Here is a 21070-nt window from a genome sequence, read left to right as displayed (position 1 = left end):
TTAGTGTAAACGTATTTGCGGTCAATGCATGATATTAATTTTCCGCACCACCTGGTTGCCCGGCAGGTGTAGGAAATAGATGCCGTCTGGTAGATGGCTCAGGTTCAGGTTTCGGGAAGGCGATTTTGGTGCGGCTTGCTCGAATACCAGCTGGCCGGTGGTGTTGCGCACCTGCACCGGTCCTTGCAGCGGGGTTTCGCTTTGCAGCGTCACTAGGCCGCCAGACGGGTTGGGGTAAACCAATACGGATGGGGCAATGCCCGACTTCGCGGCCAGCGGTGACGACACGATGGCCGTAAAGTCGCGCACCTGGCCATAAAGCTCGGTGCGGTAGCAAGGACGGTCGAGGGGGGTGTACGTGTTGCCGCCGCTGCCCTGCCACCACACCCGCAGCCGCAGCGGCCGGTTGCGCACGGCAGTGGTGGGCACGGCTAGGCTGCCGGTCCAGGCGGGGCCGTAGCCGCTGGCCTGGTAGGTATACACCCGCTCGGTGACGGGGTCAAACACGCCGTCGTCGTTGGCATCCAGCCACATAATAAATTGGATTACCAGCAAATAATTGCTATTGGGCTTGCGCATGGTGACGGGCACTGTTGTCCCCGCCACCAAGGGAATCGGCGGGCCGCAGGTTTCGTCGCGGTACGCGGCCAGGCGCAGGGGATTGGTGTATGTCCAGTTGCCGATGGCGGTGGAGCTAATTTCCCAGTAGCCGCCCAGGTTGACATCGCCCCCCCCCGGGGGGAGGCAGGCGGCCGGGCGCGGGCCCTGGGCCAACGAACTCACCGTGATGAAACGCGGCTTGGTAAGCAGGCTGCTGCCAAACCGGTTGCTGGCCCGCAACGAAACGGTGTAGGTACCGGGCAGCGCGTAGGTATGCTGCGGGTGCTGCTGGGTGCTGCTAGCGCCGTCGCCGAAGGTCCAAAGCCAGCGGTTGGGCGCGGCGAGGCTGGAATCCTGCAGTTGCACCGTGGCGTTGCAGGTGGGCGTAAGGTTAACGGTGAAGGCGGCTTGGGGCGCCTGTGCAGCGCCCGTTATCACCACCGTGTAGTCCTCGGTGGACGCGTTTTGGTAATTCGGCGGGCAGGGGTTGTCCATGGCGAAGTTGATGCTGTTGCCCGCAATTTGCAGGCGCAGGCGCGTGGCGCCCGGCCGGGCCCCCAACGGCACCTGAAACGTGAATTGGCGTGGGCTAAAAGTCAATCGAGGCATGCTCAGCAGCTCGTTGGCGGTAAAGTTGCCGTCCTGGTTGAAGTCAATCCACGCATTGACGTACACCCACGGCCCATTGCCGGAAAAAGTCCAGGGCAGGAACTCCGTCCGTATCGAGTACACCTGGCCTTGCTGCAGTTCGGCATAGCGGCTGGTGTAGTCCCGGTAGCTCACGCCCGGGCTGCGCGGGTCGTTGTTGTCCAAACCCGCAAACAGCACCCGCGTGAAATACGCCGGGGCGCTGTTCGACCCGCCGTAGCCATCGGCCACGCAATAAGGGGGGCAAGCGGACGCCACGTTCACGGTCCGGCGCAAGGTGTCGGTGCCGAAGGCGTTGCGCGCCACCAGCGTCAGGTCATACACCCCGCCCTGGGGGTAGGCGTGCGCCGGCGGGCTGGCGGCCGTCGAGGTGGTGCCGTCGCCAAAGTCCCAGGCGTAGCTCGTGGCTCCGCCGGTGGTGGCATTGGTGAGGGCTATTTGCACCGGCAAGCAGAGCTGCTGGTACGTGAAGGTGAAGGCGGCGGTGGGCGGGGCCGCGTTGGCCGCCACCACCACCGAATAATCTTCTACCTGCCCCTGCTGCGGCGCGGCGCACGGCCCGAAGGGAGCATTGCCGGCCGCATCAACCCAGCACCGCAGCCGCAACGGCCGGCCCGTCGCCAGCCCCGCGCCTGATGCCACCTGCACCACCACGCTGGGGTTGCGCACGGCCAGGCCTTCGTACAGCAGCTCGCCCGGCAGGTCAAACCGGCCGTTGTCGTTCCTATCAAGGTAAACGCGCACGTCCTGCGCGTTGGTCCCGGTGCTGAGCTGAAGGGTGTAGGGACGGTCGGCGGTGAGGAGCGTGCGCTGGGCACAGCTAAAGTCCTCATAGCCCGCCGAGCCATCGGCCGAAGCGCGGTCGATAGTTCCCAGCCGGAAGCGCGTAATGCCGTAGCTGCAGCAATAGCTGCTCGTAGCCGGCTGGCAGCTCGCCGGGAGCGGCGCATCGGCGCGCACCAGGATGTAATTGGTTTTGGTAAGTGAGTCGCAGCCCGTGGCGTTGCAGGCCCGCAGGCGCACGGCGTAGGTGCCGGGCAGCGCGTAGGTGTGCTGGGGGTGCTGCTGGGTGCTGCTTGTGCCGTCGCCAAACGTCCAGCGCCACGCGGTGGGCGTGTTCAGCGACTGGTCCCGAAACGCGACAGCGGCCCCGCAGCTCACCGTGTCGGTGGCGGCGAAGCGGGCCACGGGGCGCACCGGGGCCGTGGCCGACACCACCACGCGGTAGTCTTCCGTTTGCGAATACTGGGGCGTAGAGCAAGCCGTGGGCACCGCGGCATTGGCGTAGTCAGCGGCAATGCGCAGGCGCAGCGGCTGGCCCAGCACGGCCGCGGCCGGCACCGTGAACGAGGCCTGGTGCTGCCGGGCCGTAGATGCCATCACTTGCTCGGCGGCCGTGAACTGGCCGTTGTTGTCAAAATCGACCCAGGCGCGCACGTTCTCATCGGCGTTGGGATTGGTGCGCACGGCCAGCGTGTAGGTACTGCCGCGTTGGAGCACGGTGCCGTGGCCGCAGCTGTAGTCGCGGTAGCCATCGGCGGCGCCGTTGGTGGTGGTGTCCAAGCTGGCCAGCTGCACCCGGAAGATGCCCATGCCGAAGGCCAGGTTCGCTGCTGGCGCATTGCCGGGGGTGCAGGCAGGTGGCGGGCATTGCGCCCTGGATATTGGCAAGGTGCCCAGGCAGAGCAGCATTCCCAGACTTCCGGCCCACAGCCTTTTCTTCAGCGCATGTAATGGTTTTAGCATAAGGTATCAGACTGTTTCAGAAGGACAAGCATCGTTACAAAAAAGGGCTAATTTTCACGGTTTGCTTGCAATACGGTAGCGCTTTGCCAAGCCCTCACCATCGGTGCTATCCCTATCGCCTCCAAACACGGAAACTTCCATATAAGCCGGAAATCGCCGATACACCGTCACGACTCGGGTTCCGGATTCTTTGACCAAAGAATCCCCTGCTTTCAGGTATTTCTGTCCCGCGTCAGGCAGACGTATCAATAGCTTTTCGCCCGTTGAGAGCTGCACTTTTGGAAAACCACGCGAATAAGAAGGTATTGTATCTACACGCCCGGCCAGACGGCGTGTGATGTATTCGTCAATGATTCGGGCACTCCTGCTATCCGAAGTGAAATGGAGAAGCACCTGACCAAGGATGACGCAACTCATTAAAAACAATGCGCTTTTATTCTTCGCAACCCAGGTTGCGATGATTTCCTTCGTTATCATTCGCCCAAGATAACAGTCGCAGCCGCCCTCAAATCGGCCACGTGCGGCGCAAAGCCGGCTTCCTCCTCCCCCACCAGAATGCCGCGCACACCCACGGCCGCGCCGGCCTGCATGTCGCGCAGGCGGTCGCCCACTATCCAGCACTGGGCGGGGTCGAGGTGGAAGCGGGCCACGGCCTTTTCCAGCATGCCCGAGTTGGGCTTGCGCAGGATGGACTCGCTCACGCTGGGGTGGGCGTCGGCGAAATACAGGGCGTCGATGATGCGGCCGCAGACGGCTTGCAGCTTGGCGTGGCAGGCGTGCACGTCGGCGGCGGTGTAAAGCTTTTTGGCGATGCCAGCCTGGTTGGTGACGACGATGAGTAGGTAACCAGCGGCTTTGAGGCGGGCCAGGCTTTCGGGCACGCCGGGCAGGATGTGGAAGTTTTCGGGCTGCCACACGTAGGTGCCTATTTCCTTGTTCAGCACCCCGTCGCGGTCGAGGAAAACGGCTTTGTTCTTTGTTGTCGTCATCGCAACAAAGCTACGAGCGACCTTTGCACGCTCATTGGCGCAACGACACTATGAAAATCGGCATTATCGGCGGCGGCATCGGCGGCCTCACCCTGGCGTGGTACCTGCAAAAGGCCGGCGTGCCCTACGACCTGTTCGAGGCCGACGCCCGGCCCGGCGGCAACCTGCACAGCCTGGCCACCCCGGAAGGCTATTTGCTTGAAGTGGGCCCCAACTCGCTGCAGCTGAGCCCCGAGCTGCAAGAGCTACTGGCCGACCTGGGCCTGACCGACCAGATTCAGGACGCCGCCGCCGTGAGCCAGAACCGCTACGTGTTGCGCGGCGGCCGCTACCAGGTGCTGCCCAGCTCGCCCCCCACCCTACTCACCAACGGCTTTTTCAGTCTGAAAGCGAAGTGGCAGCTGCTGAAGGAATTCCGCAAGCCCGCCGCACCCATTGATACCAACGAAACCGTAGCCCACTTCTTCCGCCGCCGCTTCGGGCCCGAAATCGTGGACTACGCCGTCAATCCCTTCATGGCCGGCATCTACGCCGGCGACCCGGAGCAGCTGCTCATCCACAAAACCTTTCCGCAGCTGCCGGTGCTGGAGCAGCAGTTTGGCTCGGTGCTGCGCGGCTTTGCCAAGAGTAGCAAGGGTGCCGGCCGGCGGCGCATCATTACGCTCCAAAACGGCATCCAAACCCTTACCGATACGCTGGCGGCCAAGCTCACCAACTACCAGCCCGGTACCGCCGTCACTGCTGTCTCCCGGGCCACCGACGGCACTTATCAGTTGGAATTGAAGAGCCCGCAAGGCTTGGAAGCCGCACCGGGTTACTCGCATCTGGCGCTGGCGCTGCCCACCTACGCCGCCGCGCCGCTGCTGGAGCCACTGTTCCCGCAAGCGGCGGCCGCGCTGGCAGCCGTATACTACCCGCCCATGTGCGCCGTGTACTCGGCCTACGACCGCGCTTCCGTAGCGCATCCGCTCAACGGCTTCGGGGCCCTGAACCCCAAAGTAGAAGGCACCTACGCGGCCGGCTCCATTTGGACCAGCAGCATCTACCCCAACCGGGTGCCCGCGGGCCAGGTGCTGTTTACCACCTTCGTGGGCGGCGCGCAATATGAAGACACCGGCCGCCAGCCCGATGACGCCCAAAAAGCCGCCGTACACGCCGAATTGAGCAAGTTTTATGGCATTACCGGGGCACCGCGCTGGCAGTTCCGCTACAGCTGGCCGCGCAGCATTCCGCAGTTCGATGGCCGCATTGTGGCAGCCCACGCGGCAGCTGACGCCCTGACCACCGACAACATCGTGGCCGTGGCCAACTGGCGGGCCGGCGTGGGCGTGCCCGACTGCATCCGCTACGCCCGCAAGCAGGCGGAGGCGCTTGCGGCGCATTAACTGAAGCATCAATGCAGCTTCGGGCGCCCCAACCCTATCTTTGGGGCAAGATTACACTCCATGAGCGAAGGCCTCGTCCTAATTCCTACGTACAACGAACGCGAAAATGCGGAGCTGATTATCCGCAAGGTGATGTCGTTGCCGCGGGCCTTTGATGTGCTGATTATCGACGACGGCTCGCCCGACGGCACCGCCGCCGTGGTTCGCGGCCTGCAGGCCGAGTTTCCGGAAAGGCTTTTTCTCGAAGAGCGCGCGGGCAAGCAGGGCTTGGGCACGGCCTACATCCACGGCTTTCGGTGGGCGCTGGCCCGGGGCTACGAGTACATCTTCGAGATGGACGCCGACTTCTCGCACAACCCCGACGACCTGTTGCGCCTGCACGCGGCTTGCGCCCAGGACGGCTATGACCTGGCCATTGGCTCGCGCTACATCGAGGGCGTGAACGTGGTGAACTGGCCCATGTCGCGGGTGCTGATGTCGTACTTCGCTTCGTGGTACGTGCGCCTCATCACGGGCATGCCCATCCGCGACGCTACCGCCGGCTTCAAGTGCTACACGGCGCGGGTGCTGCGCGCCATCGAGCTGGAGAAAATCCACTTTGTGGGCTACGCCTTCCAGATTGAGATGAAGTGGCTGGCCTACCAGCTAGGCTTCCGCATCAAGGAAGTACCCATCATCTTCACGGACCGCACGCGTGGCACTTCCAAAATGTCGAAGGGCATTTTCCAGGAAGCCCTGTTCGGCGTGCTCCAGATGAAAATAAGCAGCTGGGTGCACCCGTTGAAGCCCGTGGGCAAGGCCAACTAGGTATTCGGTATCAGGTTTTAGGGGTTCGGTATTGGGTTTAAGCTTTGTGCAGAAGCGTAACACGATGCCGAACCGTTAATACAACGCCTAACGCCTATCTTGGCCCGACGCATGGAAAACACTCCCCTTTTCTGGCTGGTTTTCGTGGCTTTCGTGGTGGGGCTGCTGCTGCTCGATTTGTTGGTTTTCAACCGCAAGGCGCACGAAATCAAGCTGCGAGAAGCCTTGGGCTGGAGCACTTTTTGGGTGGTGCTGTCGCTGGGGTTCAACCTGCTGGTGTACCGCACCATGGGCCACCAGGCCGGCCTGCAATGGCTGACCGGCTACCTCGTCGAGAAGGCCCTGAGCGTAGACAACCTGTTTGTGTTCCTGCTCATCTTCAACTACTTCAAGGTGCCGGGGCAGTACCAGCACCGCATCTTGTTTTGGGGCGTACTGGGGGCGCTCATTTTGCGCGCCGTGTTCATCCTGATAGGCGGGGCGCTGCTGGCCAAGTTTCACTTCCTGCTCTACCTGCTGGGGGCCTTCCTGGTGTACACGGGCATCAAGATGGGTTTCAGCGGCAATGAGCCTGAAATCGACCCCGAAAACAACCCCATGGTACGTTTCCTTAGCCGCCACCTGCCCATCACGCGGCAGCTGGAAGGGGGAAAGTTTTTCATAAAAAAAGACGGGCTGCGCTTTGCTACGCCCCTTTTTGTGGTGCTGATAATGGTGGAAACCACCGACGTGGTGTTTGCGGCCGACTCCATCCCGGCCATTCTGGCCATCACACGCGACACATTTGTGGTGTTCACTTCCAACGTGTTTGCGCTGCTGGGGCTGCGAGCCATGTACTTTGCGCTGGCCAGCCTGATGCGCCTGTTTCACTACCTGCACTATGGCCTGGCGCTGATTCTCGTGTTCATCGGTGCCAAGATTCTGCTCGAATACCTCTACCCCATTCCCATGCCCTGGGCGCTGGGCGTGGTGGGCGGGCTGCTGGCGCTGAGCGTGGCCGCGTCGCTACTGTGGCCCCGGAAAGACGCGTAGGCCATTTTCTGCACGGTCGCAAAACAAGGGAAAACAAAAAGGAGCCGCGCCATGGTGGCGCGGCTCCTTTGCACGAAAGTATGGGCGGCTTACTTGGGTGGCTTGGGTGCTTGCGGGTCGGCTACGTTGGAGTTTACGCCGGCATCGGGGGCGGCACCGGTGTTGAGCAGGTCAATCAGGTTGAGGGGCTCAAACTGGCTCGAATCGGCCGCCACAGTAGTGCGGGTGGTGTCGGGGCGCGGCGAGAAGTGCATGTACTGCTTGGCCGGGCCGTTGAGGGAGAGGCCATAGGGCAGGTTCTCGCGGTCGTTGCTGGTGATGAGGCCGCGCGTGGCCATGATGTCGGCAATGAGCCGGAAAAAGTAGCGGGTGCTGCGGCGCAGGTCGCCGTAGGCATCGAAAGAGTAGCGGGCAAACTTGGGCTTGGGAATGATGCTGGCCAGGTAGAGGCTCTCCGCCAGGTTCAATTCGGAAGGGCGCTTGCCGTAGTAGAAAAGGGCCGCGTCCTTCACGCCGTATACGCCGCGCTTGCCGCTGGGCCAGCGGTACTTGCTCGGCCCCCACTCGATGATGTTCAGGTACACCTCAAACATGCGCTGCTTGCTGGCCAGGCTGGTGTTTTCGATGAGCCACACAATCAGAGCTTCCTCTATTTTGCGGGCCACTGTTTTCTGGCGGGTCAGAAACACGTTTTTCACCAGCTGCATCGAGATGGTGCTGCCGCCGCGGGCAAAGCGCTTCTCCTTAATGTTCTGGATGGCCGACTTCACAAACGCCTTCTCCATGAAGCCGTGGTGCGTGAAAAAGCGCGGGTCTTCGGCCGTGGTGATGGCGTGGATGAGGTAAGGCGATACCTCATTATAGGGCACAAAATCGGGGTTGGGCGGGCCCACCGTGAACGTGCGCACCGAGTCGCCCTTGTCGTTGTACACGGTTTGCTGGAAGGGCGTGTTCAGCTTATTCAGGTCTTCCTCGCCAAAATTGGTGAGGCGGAAGTTCTTGCCTTTCAGCCCCGAGTCAAACTTCAGGCTGTCCACGTTGGCCATGTCGAGGTCGGCGCTGAGGTGGTAGGTGAGCGTGCCGGTGCCCTGCGTGCCGCGCACCTCGTCGAAGATGCCCGTGGGCAGCGAGGCAAAGAAGTCGTTGGCCTGGGTTTCGGCCGAGCGCACGTTGATGCGCACGGCGCGGCTGGGCTTCATGCGCACGCTGATTTCGGGGTAGAGCACGATTTTATTCACCGTCACCTGGCTGCCTTTCTCCAGGGCGGCGGTACCGCGGCCCAGGGTGGCCACAAAATCAAGCGCGCCGCGCTTCACTTCAATCTCGTTAGCCGCCAGCTTGGGGTGGTAGAGGCTAAAGCCACGGGCGGCCAAGGAGCCGCGCACCGTGAGCTTGCCGCCGGTGTCGTCGTCGTCAAAATCCTTGCTGTCGAGCTTCACCAGCACCGTGTCGAAGCTCACCAGGGCCCCGAAGCGGCGTGGCACGTAGGGCAGCTGCACCGAGCCGCCCACGCCAAACACCCGCGCCGTAAGGGCGTAGTCGCCGGGCTCGATGTGCCCACTAATGCCCAGCTCGTTGGCCACCGAATCGAGCGTAGCCGTGAGGCGGCCCGTGATGTTGCCGTCCTCTATTTTCAGCTCTGGCATGCGCAGCAGCGCCGTGTGGCGCGGGCTGGCGTAGTCGACGGTAAAGTTCTGAAAGGTAGCCTCGCCGGGCACGTTGTCGAACACCGTTTCGAGGGCTTGGTTCAGCAGCAGGCCGTAGTTGGTGCCCTTGGTAGTGTCGCGCGGCACAGCACTGGTTTTCTGCTTTTTAATCAGGAAACCGTAGTTGTCACTCGTGCCCGTTTTGTGGGGCGTGAGGCGGGCCGTGATGATTTGCAGGTCGCTGAACACGGGGCGGCCGGCAAAGAGCGAGCGCACGCTCAGGCTGGCCTGCAGGCGCCGGGCGGTAAGCAGTGTGTCGGTAGGCTCGGCCTTGGGCACCAGGCTCAGGCCGGCAATCTCAACGGTTTTAAAGCCCGCAAACCGAGCCGGGCCCAGCGTCAGCACTACCGGGTATTTGCGCTCGACTTTGGCTTTCACCTCTTTCAGGGCGTAGTCCAGCAGTTGCTGGCGCTTCCATTGAAACACGGCGAAGGCCACGAGCAGCACAGCCGCCAGGCCGCTCAGAATGCCAATAAGAAGTCGTTTGGTGGAAGGGGAAATGCGCACGGAATTCAATAAGGTGGGCGGCTTAGCCAGCGCCAAAGGTAAGGAAAACGAGGCCGTAGCCGGAATACGGCTATCTGGATTGAACGGCCAATTCCCCTCCTTATTTAAGGAGCGAATGTTTTCGCACCCGCGAAAACGGGAGCGGTCCGGACGTTGAACCGTAGCCGAACGGTTAAAATGCAAACCGTTCAGGTATCGTTCAACGGCTCATCCACCCCAGCGGGCGCATTGCGCTACCTTCCTCTCCTTATTCAAGGTGGGATTTTTTGTGCTGCCTCGCCCGGTCGGGCCCGTACTTTTGTGCCATGCCCAGCCCCCTCACCGCCCTCTCGCCCCTCGACGGGCGCTACGCCCGCGCCACCGCCCCCTTGGCTTCGCGCTTCTCCGAAATGGCCCTGATACGCTACCGCGTGCTGGTCGAAGTCGAGTACTTCATTGCCCTGGCCGAGCTGCCGCTGCCCCAGCTGGCGGGCGTAGCTCCGGATGCTTTCCCGGCCCTGCGCCGCCTCTACGAAAGCTTCACCGAGGCCGATGCCGAAGCCATAAAAGCCCATGAGGCCGTGACTAACCACGACGTGAAAGCTGTGGAATACTGGCTGCGCGACGAGTTTGCTAAGCTCGGCCTGGGTGGCTTCGTAGAGTTCATCCACTTCGGCCTCACCTCGCAGGACGTAAACAACACGGCCATCCCGCTCAGCTTCCGTGATGCGCTGCTGAGCGAGGTGCTGCCCGCCTACGCGCAGGTGCGCAATGCCCTGGCTACCCGCGCCCAGGAGTGGGCGGCCGTGCCCATGCTGGCCCGCACCCACGGGCAGCCGGCCTCGCCCACACGGCTGGGCAAGGAAATTGAAGTATTCGTGGCCCGGCTCGACGCGCAGGTGGCGCTGCTGGCCCAGGTGCCTTTCGGGGCCAAGTTTGGCGGCGCTACCGGCAACTTCAACGCTCACTTCGTAGCCTACCCCGAGGTGAACTGGCACGACTTCGCCACCACCTTCGTAAACGACCGGCTGGGCCTCAGCCGCTCCTTCCCTACCACCCAGATTGAGCACTACGACCACCTGGCAGCCCACTGCGACGCCCTCAAGCGCCTCAACACCATCCTGATGGACTTGGCCCGCGACGTGTGGCAGTACATCTCGCTGGGCTACTTCAAGCAAACCATCAAGGCCGGCGAAGTAGGGTCCTCGGCCATGCCGCACAAGGTGAACCCCATTGATTTCGAGAACGCCGAAGGCAACCTAGGCGTGGCCAACGCCCTGCTCGACCACTTCGCCGCCAAGCTGCCCATCTCGCGCCTGCAGCGCGACCTCACCGACTCCACCGTGTTGCGCAACCTGGGCGTGCCGCTGGGCCACATCCTCATTTCCCTCGGCGCCCTGCAGCGCGGCTTGGGCAAGCTGGCCCTGGACCAGTCGGCCTTGGAAAAAGACCTCGAAGCCAACTGGGCCGTGGTAGCCGAAGGCATCCAGACCATTCTGCGTCGCGAGGCTTACCCCGACCCCTACAACGCCCTCAAAGCCCTCACGCGCACCGGTGAGGCCATTTCGGCCGAGAGCATCGGGGCGTTTATTGACGGACTGAACGTGGACGACGATGTGAAGGCAGAACTGCGCGGCATCACGCCGCACAGCTACGTGGGGCGGTAGCTTCCGCTGCTTTCCGAAGCTCTCGCAGCTTTGGTCCCTCTTAAAATTCAGCTCACGGTTTTTCCAGTCAATTATTAAATGACAGCTTTCCTGCACTTCGCGCGCGTTACTACTGCTGGTCTGGCCCTGGTGTCGCTAGCCGCCTGCTCCTCTTCCAAGAAAGAAGACCCCGCTCCGCCCGCCCGCGAAATCAAATGGACTGTCGACGGTGCCACCCAAAAGACCACGACGCTGCAATCGCAGAAGCTCACTGGCGCGCTCACAGTGTCGGGCACTACACCCGCCGGTACCACTCCTACCTTCCTTTTGCTGCAATTTCCCGATGCGGTGGGCACGTATACATTCGGCCCGTCGTCGACGGCAGGGGCTTCCTACACCAGCAGCACCGGCGGAACGGTGGCCGCGTACTATGCCGGAGCCACAGGGTTTGGCAGCGTGGCGGGGGCGGGCACCATTGTGGTAACGGCCCTCTCGGCCACCGAAGTGAGCGGTACGTTCACCTTCACGGGCGTGAACCCGGTTAGCGGGGCATCGAAATCCGTCACCAACGGCACCTTCAACGTGGGCTTGTAAGCCCCACCGGGCTATTTTTGCCCTTTCACCTTCCTGCCCCGCACCGTCGTGCCCGAACTCCTGAACACCGTCGTTCACCCCGACTGCCGCCACTTCCGCGGCGACCTGCCCTGCCGCCCCAACAAAACCGACGGCTACGTGTGCGACGGCTGCCCGGTGTACGCGCCCGTCACGAGCCGGATTCTCATTATCAAGCTCGGGGCTATCGGCGACGTCATTCGGACCACGCCGCTGCTGCGGCGCCTGCGCCAGGAGCGGCCCGGTTGCTACATCACCTGGCTCACGCTCACGCCGGCCATTCTGCCGCAGGGCGAGATTGAGGAGATTTTAAAATTCGATTTTGCCAGCGCCCTGCAGCTACAGGGCCGCGAGTTCGACGTGGCCATCAACCTCGACAAGGAAAAGGAAGCTTGCGTGCTTCTGAACAGCATTTCGGCCAAGGAGAAATTCGGTTACGCCCTGCGCCCCTACGACGGCGTGGCCTGGCCCGTGAACCAGCTGGCCGACCACAAGTTCCTCACCGGCATCTTCGACCAAACCAGCCTGGCCAACACCAAGCCCTACGTGCAGGAAATCTTCGAGCTCTGCGGTTTCGATTTTCGGGGCGAAGAGTACGTGTTCGACTCCCACGACGACAAGGGCTACGACTGGAGCCGGCTGCCCGCCGCCCGCCCCCGCATCGGCCTCAACACCGGCTGCGGCGACCGGTGGACCACCCGCCTCTGGAGCACCGGGAAGTGGATTGAGCTCATCCAGGGCCTGCAAACGGCCGGCTACACGCCCGTGCTGCTGGGCGGCGAGGCCGAAGACGTCCGCAACCGCGAGCTGCACGCCGCCACCGGCGCGGCCTACCTCGGCACCTTCCCCCTGCCCCAGTTCATCAATCTGATGAACCAGATGGACGGCATCGTGACGCAAGTCACCATGGGCATGCACATCAGCATCGCCCTGCGCAAGCCCACCATCCTGATGAACAACATCTTCAACCCGCACGAATTCGACCTCTACGGCCGCGGCCAGCTCGTGCAGCCCAACAAAGAATGCGTGTGCTTCTACCGGGGCTCCTGCCGGCTGGGCACCAGCTGCATGGAAGACCTGCCGGCCGCGAAGGTGCTGCAAGCCGTGTGCGAGAGCGTGCCGGTATAAAAGCCGCTTTTCGGCTCCCAAAACGGCTGCTTTTTGTGCAGAATAATAGCAGGTAGCATCTCGTTTAGGAGCGCAGGGCTTCACCTGCCGCGCTTCTTTCAATTCTGCTCAATGCACGGTCTGGCAGGTCAAACTTTTTTCCGCTGCTGGTTGGCTTGGCTGCTGCTGCTGAGCAGCACTTGGGCGGCAGTAGCGCAGCCCGGCTGGCTCCCCGGCTTCCATCAACCCGGCCTGACCGGTGAGGTCCGCGCCGTGCTGCCCTTACCCAACGGTGAGCTGATTGTGGGTGGGAATTTTACCAATGTGGGCGGGCACCCCAACGCCGATTATGTAGTCCGTTGGGACGGTAGTCACTGGCAGCCCTTGGGCGAGGGGCCCGGCACTTTCACTGAAATCAAGGCCTTATGCGCCCTGCCAGCCGGCGGACTGGTAGCGGCGGGCACGGTGGTCGACAGTGCGAACGGCTTTCATAGCGTGATTACCCGCTGGGACGGCCACCACTGGCAACCCTTGGGCAATTGGCCTACAGGCTATGCCACCACCCTAACCATCGCTCCCAACGGGGATGTGCTGGCCGGGTTCTTATACGGGTCCGGCCATCCCTGCGAGGTGCTGCGTTGGGATGGCCAACGCTGGCAGCCGCTGGCCACCAATGCGGCCACTGCTGCCTATGCCGAACGCCGCGTCAGTATCTGGAAGCTGGTTGTCACCGCCACCGGCGACTTGGTTGCCTATGGCAATTTTCCCTTTGAGACGCACGAACTTCGAACAGTAGCCCACTGGACCGGCACGGCCTGGCAACCCCTCGGCCCGGCCGGCGTTCACCGCAGCGCTGTGGCGCTGGAGCTGACCCCACAGGGCGAGGCGCTGGCTGGCGGTGAATTATTTGATGCGCACGGCAACAGCTCCAACTACATAGCTCGCTGGGATGGCCGCGCCTGGCAGGACTTAGGACCTGGTCTGAAAGGCAGGGTCGAGACGCTGGTGGTGACGCCCGCGGGCGAGGTGCAGGCCACCACTGTCACGTTCAACGGCGGCATCGACACCAAGCGCACCATTGTGCAGCAGTGGAACGGCAGCGCCTGGCAAGTCATTGATTGGCAAACCTACCAGGCGGCTGCCTCCAGTTTGAGCAGCCGTAAATACTGGGGGGCCGACACGGCCCCGGGTTGGCCCAGCGGCAGCCTACCCGCCGGATTTGCGGCTGCCACTGCCTTTGTTGGTGGAGGCGTGACGGCGCTGGCTGCGGCCCGCAACGGCGATGTGCTACTGGCCGGCAATTTTCTCGACGCCGATGCCGTCGGCTCTACTTCCTACGTTCAGCAAACCCGGATATACCGCTGGAATGGGCAATACCGTCGCGGCCTGGGGTCGGGCTTCGCGGGCCGCGTCACCGCGCTGGCCGTAGCCCCCAACGGCGACGTGCTGGCCGCCGGCACTTTTGCCATTGCCAACGGCCCCGACAGCATCCGCCACATAGCCCGCTGGAATGGCCACCACTGGCAGCCCCTTGGCCACGGGCTGCCCGCCGCTCCCCGGGCAATGGCGGTGGCCCCCAATGGGGACGTGCTGGCCGGCGGTGACTTCGGCATTAGGCGCTGGGATGGCCGCCACTGGCAGCCGCTGCCGCTGCCGAGGCCATTTCCGGCCGACGGCGCCGAAGACCTTTCCGACCCTTCCTACCTCGGGGCGTTGGCCGTGGCCCCCAATGGCGATGTGGTCGCAGCCGGGCACTTTGTTGGCTATGCTCCCCGTGAACACGCAGCGGTGATGCGCTGGGATGGTCGCCGCTGGCACCTGCTGGTAGGCAACCACGCCGACTCGTTTATACAATGTCTAGCCGTGGCGGCCGGCGGCAAATCAGTGGTGGGCACGGGTGCCACCGGCCAAGTACACGAATTTCGCTCCGAAAGCGGCACTGTGGTGCATTTCGACCCCGCTTCCGACGATGGATGGGGCTACTCGCCTACCTCTTTCGATGGCTACGTGAACGCCGTGGCTATTGCGGCAAATGGCGACATCATCGCGGGCGGCGACTTCAGCCATGCAGCCGGCCTACCGGCCCGCAACCTGGTCCGTTGGCACGCCGGGGCGTGGCAGGCCCTCGGCGGGTCGGGCCTCAACGGCCCAGTTCACGCAGTGGTAGTAGCGCCCAATGGCGATATCGTGGTGGGTGGCCAGTTCACCGCCACCGGCGATGGAGCGCAGTCGCTAGGCCAGTGGGGTATCTACCGGGACCGGTAGGCATCTCCCGTCTTATTGAGCCCGCCGCTACCGGCGCGAGGCAGCACGCACTGCCTGCATCTGCGCCAGGAAATCGACCATGGGGGTGGCGGCAATGACATCGGCCAATGCCGCTAGCGGCACTTCGTCGATGCGCTTAAAGTTGAGGCAGCCCTTGCCCATTTTTAGCTTGGGCGCCGCGGCCAGCAGCCGCTCACGAAGGCCGGGCATCAGGTACACGGGTATCAGGTGCAGGCTCAGGTAGCTTTTCTGATTGGCCAGGGCCAGGCACATTTCCTTGCCCGCCCGAAACTCCAGGTACTTCCGGCCCACGTGCTCGGTGTAGCCGGATGGCACGGCGGCGCTCACCATTTCCCACACCAGCCGCGCCGGTTCCTGCCGCTCAACCGGCAGTGCAGCAATGAAGTTATCGAGGGAAAGAGCCTTAGCTGGCGTGTTCATTATAAACAGACTGTTGTGGCAAACTAACGCTTCTTTTCGCCACCTCTTTGAGCGCTGACACCATCAGCGGCCAAGAAAATTGCTTCTTTTCCTCGCGCGCCCCAGCGGCGAAAGCCACCTCGCGCTGGTTGGCATAAAAGTCCACCACCGCATCGGCAATGGCGGCTGGCGCGGGCGGCACTACGTAGCCCACTACGCCGTCCGGAATCAATTCAGCCAGCCCGCCCACGTCCGTCACCAGCATGGGCCGCTCAAAATGATACGCTATTTGCGACACGCCACTTTGCGTGGCGTTTTTGTAGGGCTGCATAATCAGGTCGGCCGCGCAGAAATAGTCTGCTACTTTTTCATTCGGAATAAAATCCGTGGCTCTAATTATCCTGCCTTCCAGCTTATAATCCTCAATTATAGCTTCGTAAGGTGCAGCATCTTCGTAAAATTCGCCCGCGATAATCAGCTTCACCGGCAGCGCGGCAATGCGCGCATCGGCAAAGGCTTCGAGCAAAACGTCCAGTCCCTTGTAAGCCCGGATGAAACCAAAAAACAACAAATAACCCGACGTGGCCGGCAGCCCCAACGCAGCCAGGGCCTCGCTTTTCGATTTTATTGGGCCAAAATTGTCGTACAACGGATGCGGCCGGTACAGTGCTGGTTTCTGCCCAAACCCCATGCGCTTCAAGTCTTCAAGCACGCTGCGGCTCATGGTCACGAAACCGTCGCAGGCGCTCAGGAAGTAGCGCGTCAGGGGCCCGTCGCCTGGCCGCTTCTCGTGCGGAATCACGTTATCGGTAATGGCCACTACGCGGGTGTGCTTGTTGCCGCGCACCAGCCGCGCCACCGTGCCCAGCGCCGGCCCCATAAACGGCAGCCAGAACCGAAACACCACCAAATCGGGGCGTTCTGTCCGGAGCTTCCGCCCCACCCGCCACCACGACAGCGGGTTCACCGAGTTCAGGCTCACCTCAATGGCCAGGTCCGTCGGCCCCGGCTCGGTGCTAAACTGCGTTTGGCCCGGAAACAAAAAGTCCGGGTATTGCAGCGAAAACGTTACGATGCGCACCGTGTCGCCCGCTTCCGTAAACGCCCGCGCCAGCCGCTCGTTGTACGTTGCCAATCCGCCCCGCAGCGGGTAAGCCGGCCCGATGATGACAACCTTCATGCAAGGAATTAATTGATTTTCTCGCGCACCAGGTAGTCGTTACGCTTCGGCCCATTCAGCTGCACCATCTCGCCCAGGAAGCCGGCCACAAACAGCACCACGCCCACCACCACCGCCGTGAGCGCCAGAAAAAACAACGGTTGTTCCGTCACCTGTCGGGCCTTCAAATTGTGCAGCGACAGCCATACCTTCTCCCCCGTCAGCCACAGCGTAATCAGCAGCCCGAGCAAAAAGGAAAGCGTTCCCAGCGTCCCAAAAAAGTGCATTGGTGCCCGCCGAAAGCGCCCCACAAAGGTGATGCTCAGCAAATCCAGAAAGCCGAAGATGAACCGTTCCAGCCCAAATTTGGTCACGCCATACTTGCGCTCCTGGTGCTGCACCACCTTCTCGCCAATCTTCTTGAAGCCGTTCCACTTCGCAATCACCGGAATGTAGCGGTGCATCTCCCCGTATACCTCAATGCTCTTCACCACGCGCGCATCGTAGGATTTCAGCCCGCAGTTAAAATCATGCAGCTGAATGCCCGACATCACCCGCGTGGCGCCGTTGAACAGCTTAGTCGGGATGGTTTTCGACAGCGGGTCGTAGCGCTTTTGCTTCCAGCCGCTCACGAGGTCGTACTTGTCATCCACTATCATCCGGTACAGCTCCGGCAATTCCTCAGGCGAGTCCTGCAAATCGGCGTCCATGGTGCACACCACGCGCCCCCGCGCCGCCTCAAAGCCCACGTTCAACGCCGCCGACTTCCCATAATTCCGGTTGAAGCGAATGCCACGCAGCGTTTCATCTGTCGTAGCCAGCGTCTCAATCACCTCCCAAGAGTCGTCCGTCGAGCCGTCGTCAATCAGAATCACCTCGTACGTGAGGCCGCGCGCCTGCAATACGCGCGCAATCCAGCGGGTAAGTTCAGGCAACGACTCTGCTTCGTTGAGCAGCGGAATCACGATGGAAATTTCCACCGGAAAAGCAGCAACAGACTTATTCAAATTCGGGTTGGGCATTCTTAATAATAGCCGAAATCACCAGCGACAGCAGCACCCCAATTAGCAGGGTACCCAGCAGGGCCGCGCCCACCATCACCGGGCCGTTCATAAACTTGCTCGACATCGTCACGGCTTGGTCAATCTGTTCGTCGCTCAACCCGCCGCGCGCTTCCATGTCGGCGCGCATTTTCTCCGTAATCCGGCCCAGCATGTCCGGGTCGACGAAGTTCATGTAGATGTAAGCGAAGATGCCGGATATGGCCCCCACCACCGCCGAAAGCACCGCCCCAATGCCGAGGCCTTGCCCGTAGCTCATGAACCCGCGGTTCTGCTGCTTGAAATGGTTCATCGCCAGCACCAAGCCGCCCACCAGAATGGCAAACGAAAGGTAGCGGGCCGGGCTGCTCTCCTGATGCATGATGTTCAGGGCAAACGAAAACAGGGTGCTGACCAAGCCGGTGAGCAAGCCATAGCGCAGGCCAACCGAGGAAGTGGTAACGGGGGTAGTATTTGTTTCCATGCGTATTGCAGAAAATGCTTCAGGTGAAAGTGAGCCGAAAGGTAAACAGAATTATTCGCGCAAGAATATTCCCGCCGGCACTGCCAGCACCAGGCCCAGCACCAGCACCTGCAGGAAATTGCTGCTCGCAATGTTGCCCACCGTCAGATGGTCAATCTGCTGCATCTGCTGTTGCCGCAAGGCCGCCGACACGCCCTGCTTAGCGGCCTCGCGCTGCTGCGCCTGCACAATCTCCTTTACCTCCGCCCGGTGGCGGTCCACAGCCACTTCGCCGGCCCCAGCCGCCAGTCCCATCACGCCCACCGCCGATACAACCGCCGCCAGCAAGGTCGTCAGCACGCCCACGCCCAACGAGCGGCCCAGCCCCGGCTTGGCCGGCTTCAGTTGCCGCCGCAGTTGCCACTGGCTGGCCACCGCCACCAGCGGCACCAGCAGCTGCGCCATCAGTTGTTTGGGACCAAATCCGTTATTCCCCGTGAGCTGCAACCCCACCATCCACACCACACAAACCAATCCTATCCCCACGCCATACTGCAACGCCAGTCGCGTTACCACCCGCGCCGACGAATCGGCCTGCGGAGTCATGGATTCACCGGAAGAAATTGTCATAAGCCACAAATCAATTGAGGCCGCAAGTTACGCCCCAACCGCGCCTCAGCTGACTGGTTTTCCGCTTAGGCAACCGCCCTCGTCGGCGCTCCCGCTGGCACCGCCGCCACTCGGCGCCGACCGAACCGGACCAACAGTGCTTCCGCCAGCAAGCAGACCAGCGCCGCGGCCAAGAAATACCGCCAAAGGGGCGTTCCGGTTTGCGCCGCCGCATCCGCCGCCAAACCTGCTCCATCGGTTCCGCTCTCCACCACGCGTACGTTTGGATGGGTATTGCCCAGCATTTGCCGCAAATCATCGGCCGAATAAGCCGCTAATTCTGATTCCCGCTTATTCGGGTTGAAGGCCAGCGTCGTCAGGACTTTTTGGCCCCGCCGCACTTGGTAAAAGCCTGGCTCGCTCATGGTTCTGGGGAGTTCCAGCCGGACCTCCGCCCCCGCTACCCGCTGACCCGGGACTAGCAATAAGCTGTCTTTCACCAACCGAAACGCCGCTTCATCGCTACGCGCCGCAGCGCCGTCCGAATCGCTAGCCGGTAGCTTCAACGTCACAGCACCTTGGTCGAGGCGATAAGCTGGCAGTTGCTCGTTCCGATAGCTCAACATGGCCATTCGGTACATAACAGGCACAAACAAAGCGTGCTCGGTAAAGTCAGAGTAAGCGGCCGCGAACGGGGCCGAGAATACATACACGTCTCCCGTCCCGCTCGCAAAACCGGCCAAAAAGCTTTCGCCATCCCGCAGCCGCATGATGTCGGTCCCCGTCCGCGACCACCGCAGCACCGGTGCCACGCGCGGCATCGTCACCGCCCGCTGCTGCGCCCCAAACACATCCCGAAAAAAGGGCATCTCTGAGCTTGGCATGGCAACCTCACGCAACTCCGGCCCCGCCGATTGGGCCTCCCATTGCACAGTCCCCAAACCTAAGCTTTTAAATAGAAGGTCGTAAGAAGCATGCCCTCCATTTGCTGCCGAAGGCACTACCACCACACTTGCCCCCCGCCCCAATGCCCCCCGCAACGCCTCGCGCAAACCTGCATCGATATCGCGCACTTCGCTCAACAGAATCAAATTGGCTTGCCGCAAAGCGCCGTAATTCACGCTGCCACTTTTGGCAAACGTGTAAGCAAATAATGGCTCGTTTGCAAAGACTTGTTGGGCAAGCGGTTCATCCCCTATTTCCAGTACTCGAATAGCCGCCGCTGGGTGCAACGTGAAATAATAAACGTTATCAAACGTCACGGGCGCATCATCCACCACCACACGCCCCTCCACCAAAGCCGCGTTGTCTACTTGCACTTGAGCCACCGTTGTCACCGACTGGCCAGGAGCTACACTCACCCGATAAGCAACAGCTTGCTTCGCACCCAGAAAGACCTTCACCGGACAGTCCGTGACCTCCGCCTGTCCACCATTACGCACCCGAATGTGCAAGCCAAGGTTGGTACGTACCCGTACAAAAGCGTCATCCAGCCATACACTATCGATATAAATATTTCCGCTTGGCTTCCCTTTTAAAGGAACTAGTACAACTTGATTTCTATATGCTAATTTATTTAACGAGTTTATAGAAAATGAATTCTTTTGAAAATCAGAGAACAAATACAGCGAGGAATTACCACCCATTAGAAGGTTACCCGCATTGATTTTCCCTAACTTTAACCCATTTAGCTTGTCAACATACTCCGCATACCCAGTTTCCTTCGACGTCGAATTTAGCAGTCGTAAGCCCGATGTCTTCTTGCCCTTCCCTAACGCTCCAGCATACGTTACAGCTTCATCCAACAAGTTTCTTCCAGCTAATCCGCGCACTTGCATACTATTGGTATTATCCACCCACACGTCCGTTCCTCTTTGCTGTGCCAGGTTATCCCTTTCAGCTGGGATAAATGGTTGGCAAAAAACCAACACTAGCGCAACAATAGCTAATACCCGTGCCAGCAAAACAAGCCAACGTTGCACCTGCCGATGACGCACCGTTATTAGTTCCGCCTCCCGAATGAAGGCAGTATTGGTAAATAGAACCCGTTGTGGTCGACGCAATTGTAGCAGGTGTACAACAACAGGAATCGCAACTGCAGTTAGCCCAAGTAAGAACCACGGAAATAATAATTGCATACACTCAGAATCACTGCAAACAAGATTGTCTATTTACCCCTGTTAAAAGTAATACTTGCAAATCAATTTTATATTTTACAAAAATTAAACAAGAATTCAATTTTATAATTTGGTTTTTAACTTTAGCAAGTGAGTCTAAAAAAGCAAACCCCCCATCTGGTCCGCTGGCGAAAGCGGGCAAGAAGGGGGGTTCCTGTTGATAAGGTTGGCGG

At 61.1% G+C, this 21070-nt stretch carries 18 protein-coding genes; 7 read left to right on the top strand and 11 right to left on the bottom strand.

All coding sequences use genetic code 11. The annotated features are described in order from the left end of the window. Positions 1-21: 21 nt before the first annotated feature. The 3 genes from I2I01_RS21355 to I2I01_RS21345 all read right to left on the bottom strand — a co-directional run bounded on the left by I2I01_RS21355 (position 22) and on the right by I2I01_RS21345 (position 3983). Positions 22-2940, bottom strand: coding sequence for a GEVED domain-containing protein (locus tag I2I01_RS21355; protein WP_196288563.1), 2919 nt, complete (start codon positions 2938-2940; stop codon positions 22-24). A gap of 108 nt (positions 2941-3048) precedes the next feature. Further along, entirely contained in the window at positions 3049-3471 is a 423-nt protein-coding gene (locus I2I01_RS21350; RefSeq protein ID WP_196288562.1) for a hypothetical protein, read from the bottom strand. Then, positions 3468-3983 carry a D-glycero-alpha-D-manno-heptose-1,7-bisphosphate 7-phosphatase gene (locus I2I01_RS21345; RefSeq protein ID WP_196288561.1) on the bottom strand — a complete coding sequence of 172 codons (516 nt, stop codon included), beginning with the start codon at positions 3981-3983 and terminating at the stop codon, positions 3468-3470. Before I2I01_RS21345 ends, I2I01_RS21350 begins: the two co-directional genes overlap by 4 nt. A gap of 50 nt (positions 3984-4033) precedes the next feature. Here I2I01_RS21345 and hemG point away from each other — a divergent pair, with 50 nt between their 5' ends. The 3 genes from hemG to I2I01_RS21330 all read left to right on the top strand — a co-directional run bounded on the left by hemG (position 4034) and on the right by I2I01_RS21330 (position 7207). Beyond that, complete coding sequence (hemG, locus tag I2I01_RS21340; protein WP_196288560.1) at positions 4034-5368, top strand: protoporphyrinogen oxidase; 1335 nt, start codon at positions 4034-4036, stop codon at positions 5366-5368. Between the two features lie 60 nt (positions 5369-5428). Then, positions 5429-6175 carry a polyprenol monophosphomannose synthase gene (locus I2I01_RS21335; protein WP_196288559.1) on the top strand — a complete coding sequence of 249 codons (747 nt, stop codon included), beginning with the start codon at positions 5429-5431 and terminating at the stop codon, positions 6173-6175. A gap of 111 nt (positions 6176-6286) precedes the next feature. After that, entirely contained in the window at positions 6287-7207 is a 921-nt protein-coding gene (locus tag I2I01_RS21330) for a TerC family protein (RefSeq protein ID WP_196288558.1), read from the top strand. A gap of 89 nt (positions 7208-7296) precedes the next feature. Here I2I01_RS21330 and I2I01_RS23605 read toward each other — a convergent pair whose 3' ends face one another. Then, entirely contained in the window at positions 7297-9420 is a 2124-nt protein-coding gene (locus I2I01_RS23605) for a transglycosylase domain-containing protein (protein ID WP_196288557.1), read from the bottom strand. 305 nt (positions 9421-9725) lie between these two features. Between I2I01_RS23605 and purB the strand changes: the two genes are divergently transcribed. From purB to I2I01_RS21305, 4 genes are all read left to right on the top strand, one after another. Beyond that, complete coding sequence (gene purB / locus I2I01_RS21320; protein ID WP_196288556.1) at positions 9726-11066, top strand: adenylosuccinate lyase; 1341 nt, start codon at positions 9726-9728, stop codon at positions 11064-11066. A 78-nt stretch (positions 11067-11144) separates the two neighbouring features. Continuing rightward, positions 11145-11639: a DUF6252 family protein gene (locus I2I01_RS21315; RefSeq protein ID WP_196288555.1), complete on the top strand. Its 495-nt coding sequence runs from the start codon at positions 11145-11147 to the stop codon at positions 11637-11639. Positions 11640-11687: 48 nt separating this feature from the next. Then, a complete protein-coding gene (locus I2I01_RS21310; protein WP_196288554.1) occupies positions 11688-12785 on the top strand; it encodes a glycosyltransferase family 9 protein in 1098 nt (365 codons plus the stop codon). A 150-nt stretch (positions 12786-12935) separates the two neighbouring features. Next, complete coding sequence (locus I2I01_RS21305; protein WP_196288553.1) at positions 12936-15029, top strand: WD40 repeat domain-containing protein; 2094 nt, start codon at positions 12936-12938, stop codon at positions 15027-15029. 27 nt (positions 15030-15056) lie between these two features. Here I2I01_RS21305 and I2I01_RS21300 read toward each other — a convergent pair whose 3' ends face one another. The 7 genes from I2I01_RS21300 to I2I01_RS23350 form a co-directional block, all read right to left on the bottom strand. After that, positions 15057-15470, bottom strand: coding sequence for a DUF1801 domain-containing protein (locus I2I01_RS21300; protein WP_196288552.1), 414 nt, complete (start codon positions 15468-15470; stop codon positions 15057-15059). Next, positions 15454-16629, bottom strand: a complete 1176-nt coding sequence (locus tag I2I01_RS21295) for a glycosyltransferase (protein WP_196288551.1) — start codon at positions 16627-16629, stop codon at positions 15454-15456. Before I2I01_RS21295 ends, I2I01_RS21300 begins: the two co-directional genes overlap by 17 nt. An 8-nt stretch (positions 16630-16637) precedes the next feature. Then, a complete protein-coding gene (locus tag I2I01_RS21290; RefSeq protein ID WP_211538084.1) occupies positions 16638-17615 on the bottom strand; it encodes a glycosyltransferase family 2 protein in 978 nt (325 codons plus the stop codon). Further along, positions 17608-18132, bottom strand: a complete 525-nt coding sequence (locus I2I01_RS21285; RefSeq protein ID WP_196288549.1) for a DUF4199 domain-containing protein — start codon at positions 18130-18132, stop codon at positions 17608-17610. Before I2I01_RS21285 ends, I2I01_RS21290 begins: the two co-directional genes overlap by 8 nt. 51 nt (positions 18133-18183) lie before the next feature. Beyond that, on the bottom strand, positions 18184-18741 hold the full coding sequence (locus I2I01_RS21280) for a DUF4199 domain-containing protein (protein ID WP_196288548.1): 558 nt from the start codon (positions 18739-18741) through the stop codon (positions 18184-18186). 65 nt (positions 18742-18806) lie between these two features. Continuing rightward, positions 18807-20858, bottom strand: coding sequence for a BatA domain-containing protein (locus I2I01_RS21275; RefSeq protein WP_196288547.1), 2052 nt, complete (start codon positions 20856-20858; stop codon positions 18807-18809). A 10-nt stretch (positions 20859-20868) separates the two neighbouring features. Beyond that, a partial coding sequence (locus tag I2I01_RS23350; RefSeq protein ID WP_211538083.1) for a hypothetical protein occupies positions 20869-21070 on the bottom strand: 202 nt, incomplete at its 5' end.

It is taken from the genome of Hymenobacter properus (assembly GCF_015694735.1).
GTDB lineage: Bacteria > Bacteroidota > Bacteroidia > Cytophagales > Hymenobacteraceae > Hymenobacter > Hymenobacter properus.
This window is presented reverse-complemented; position numbering and strand designations above follow the sequence as displayed.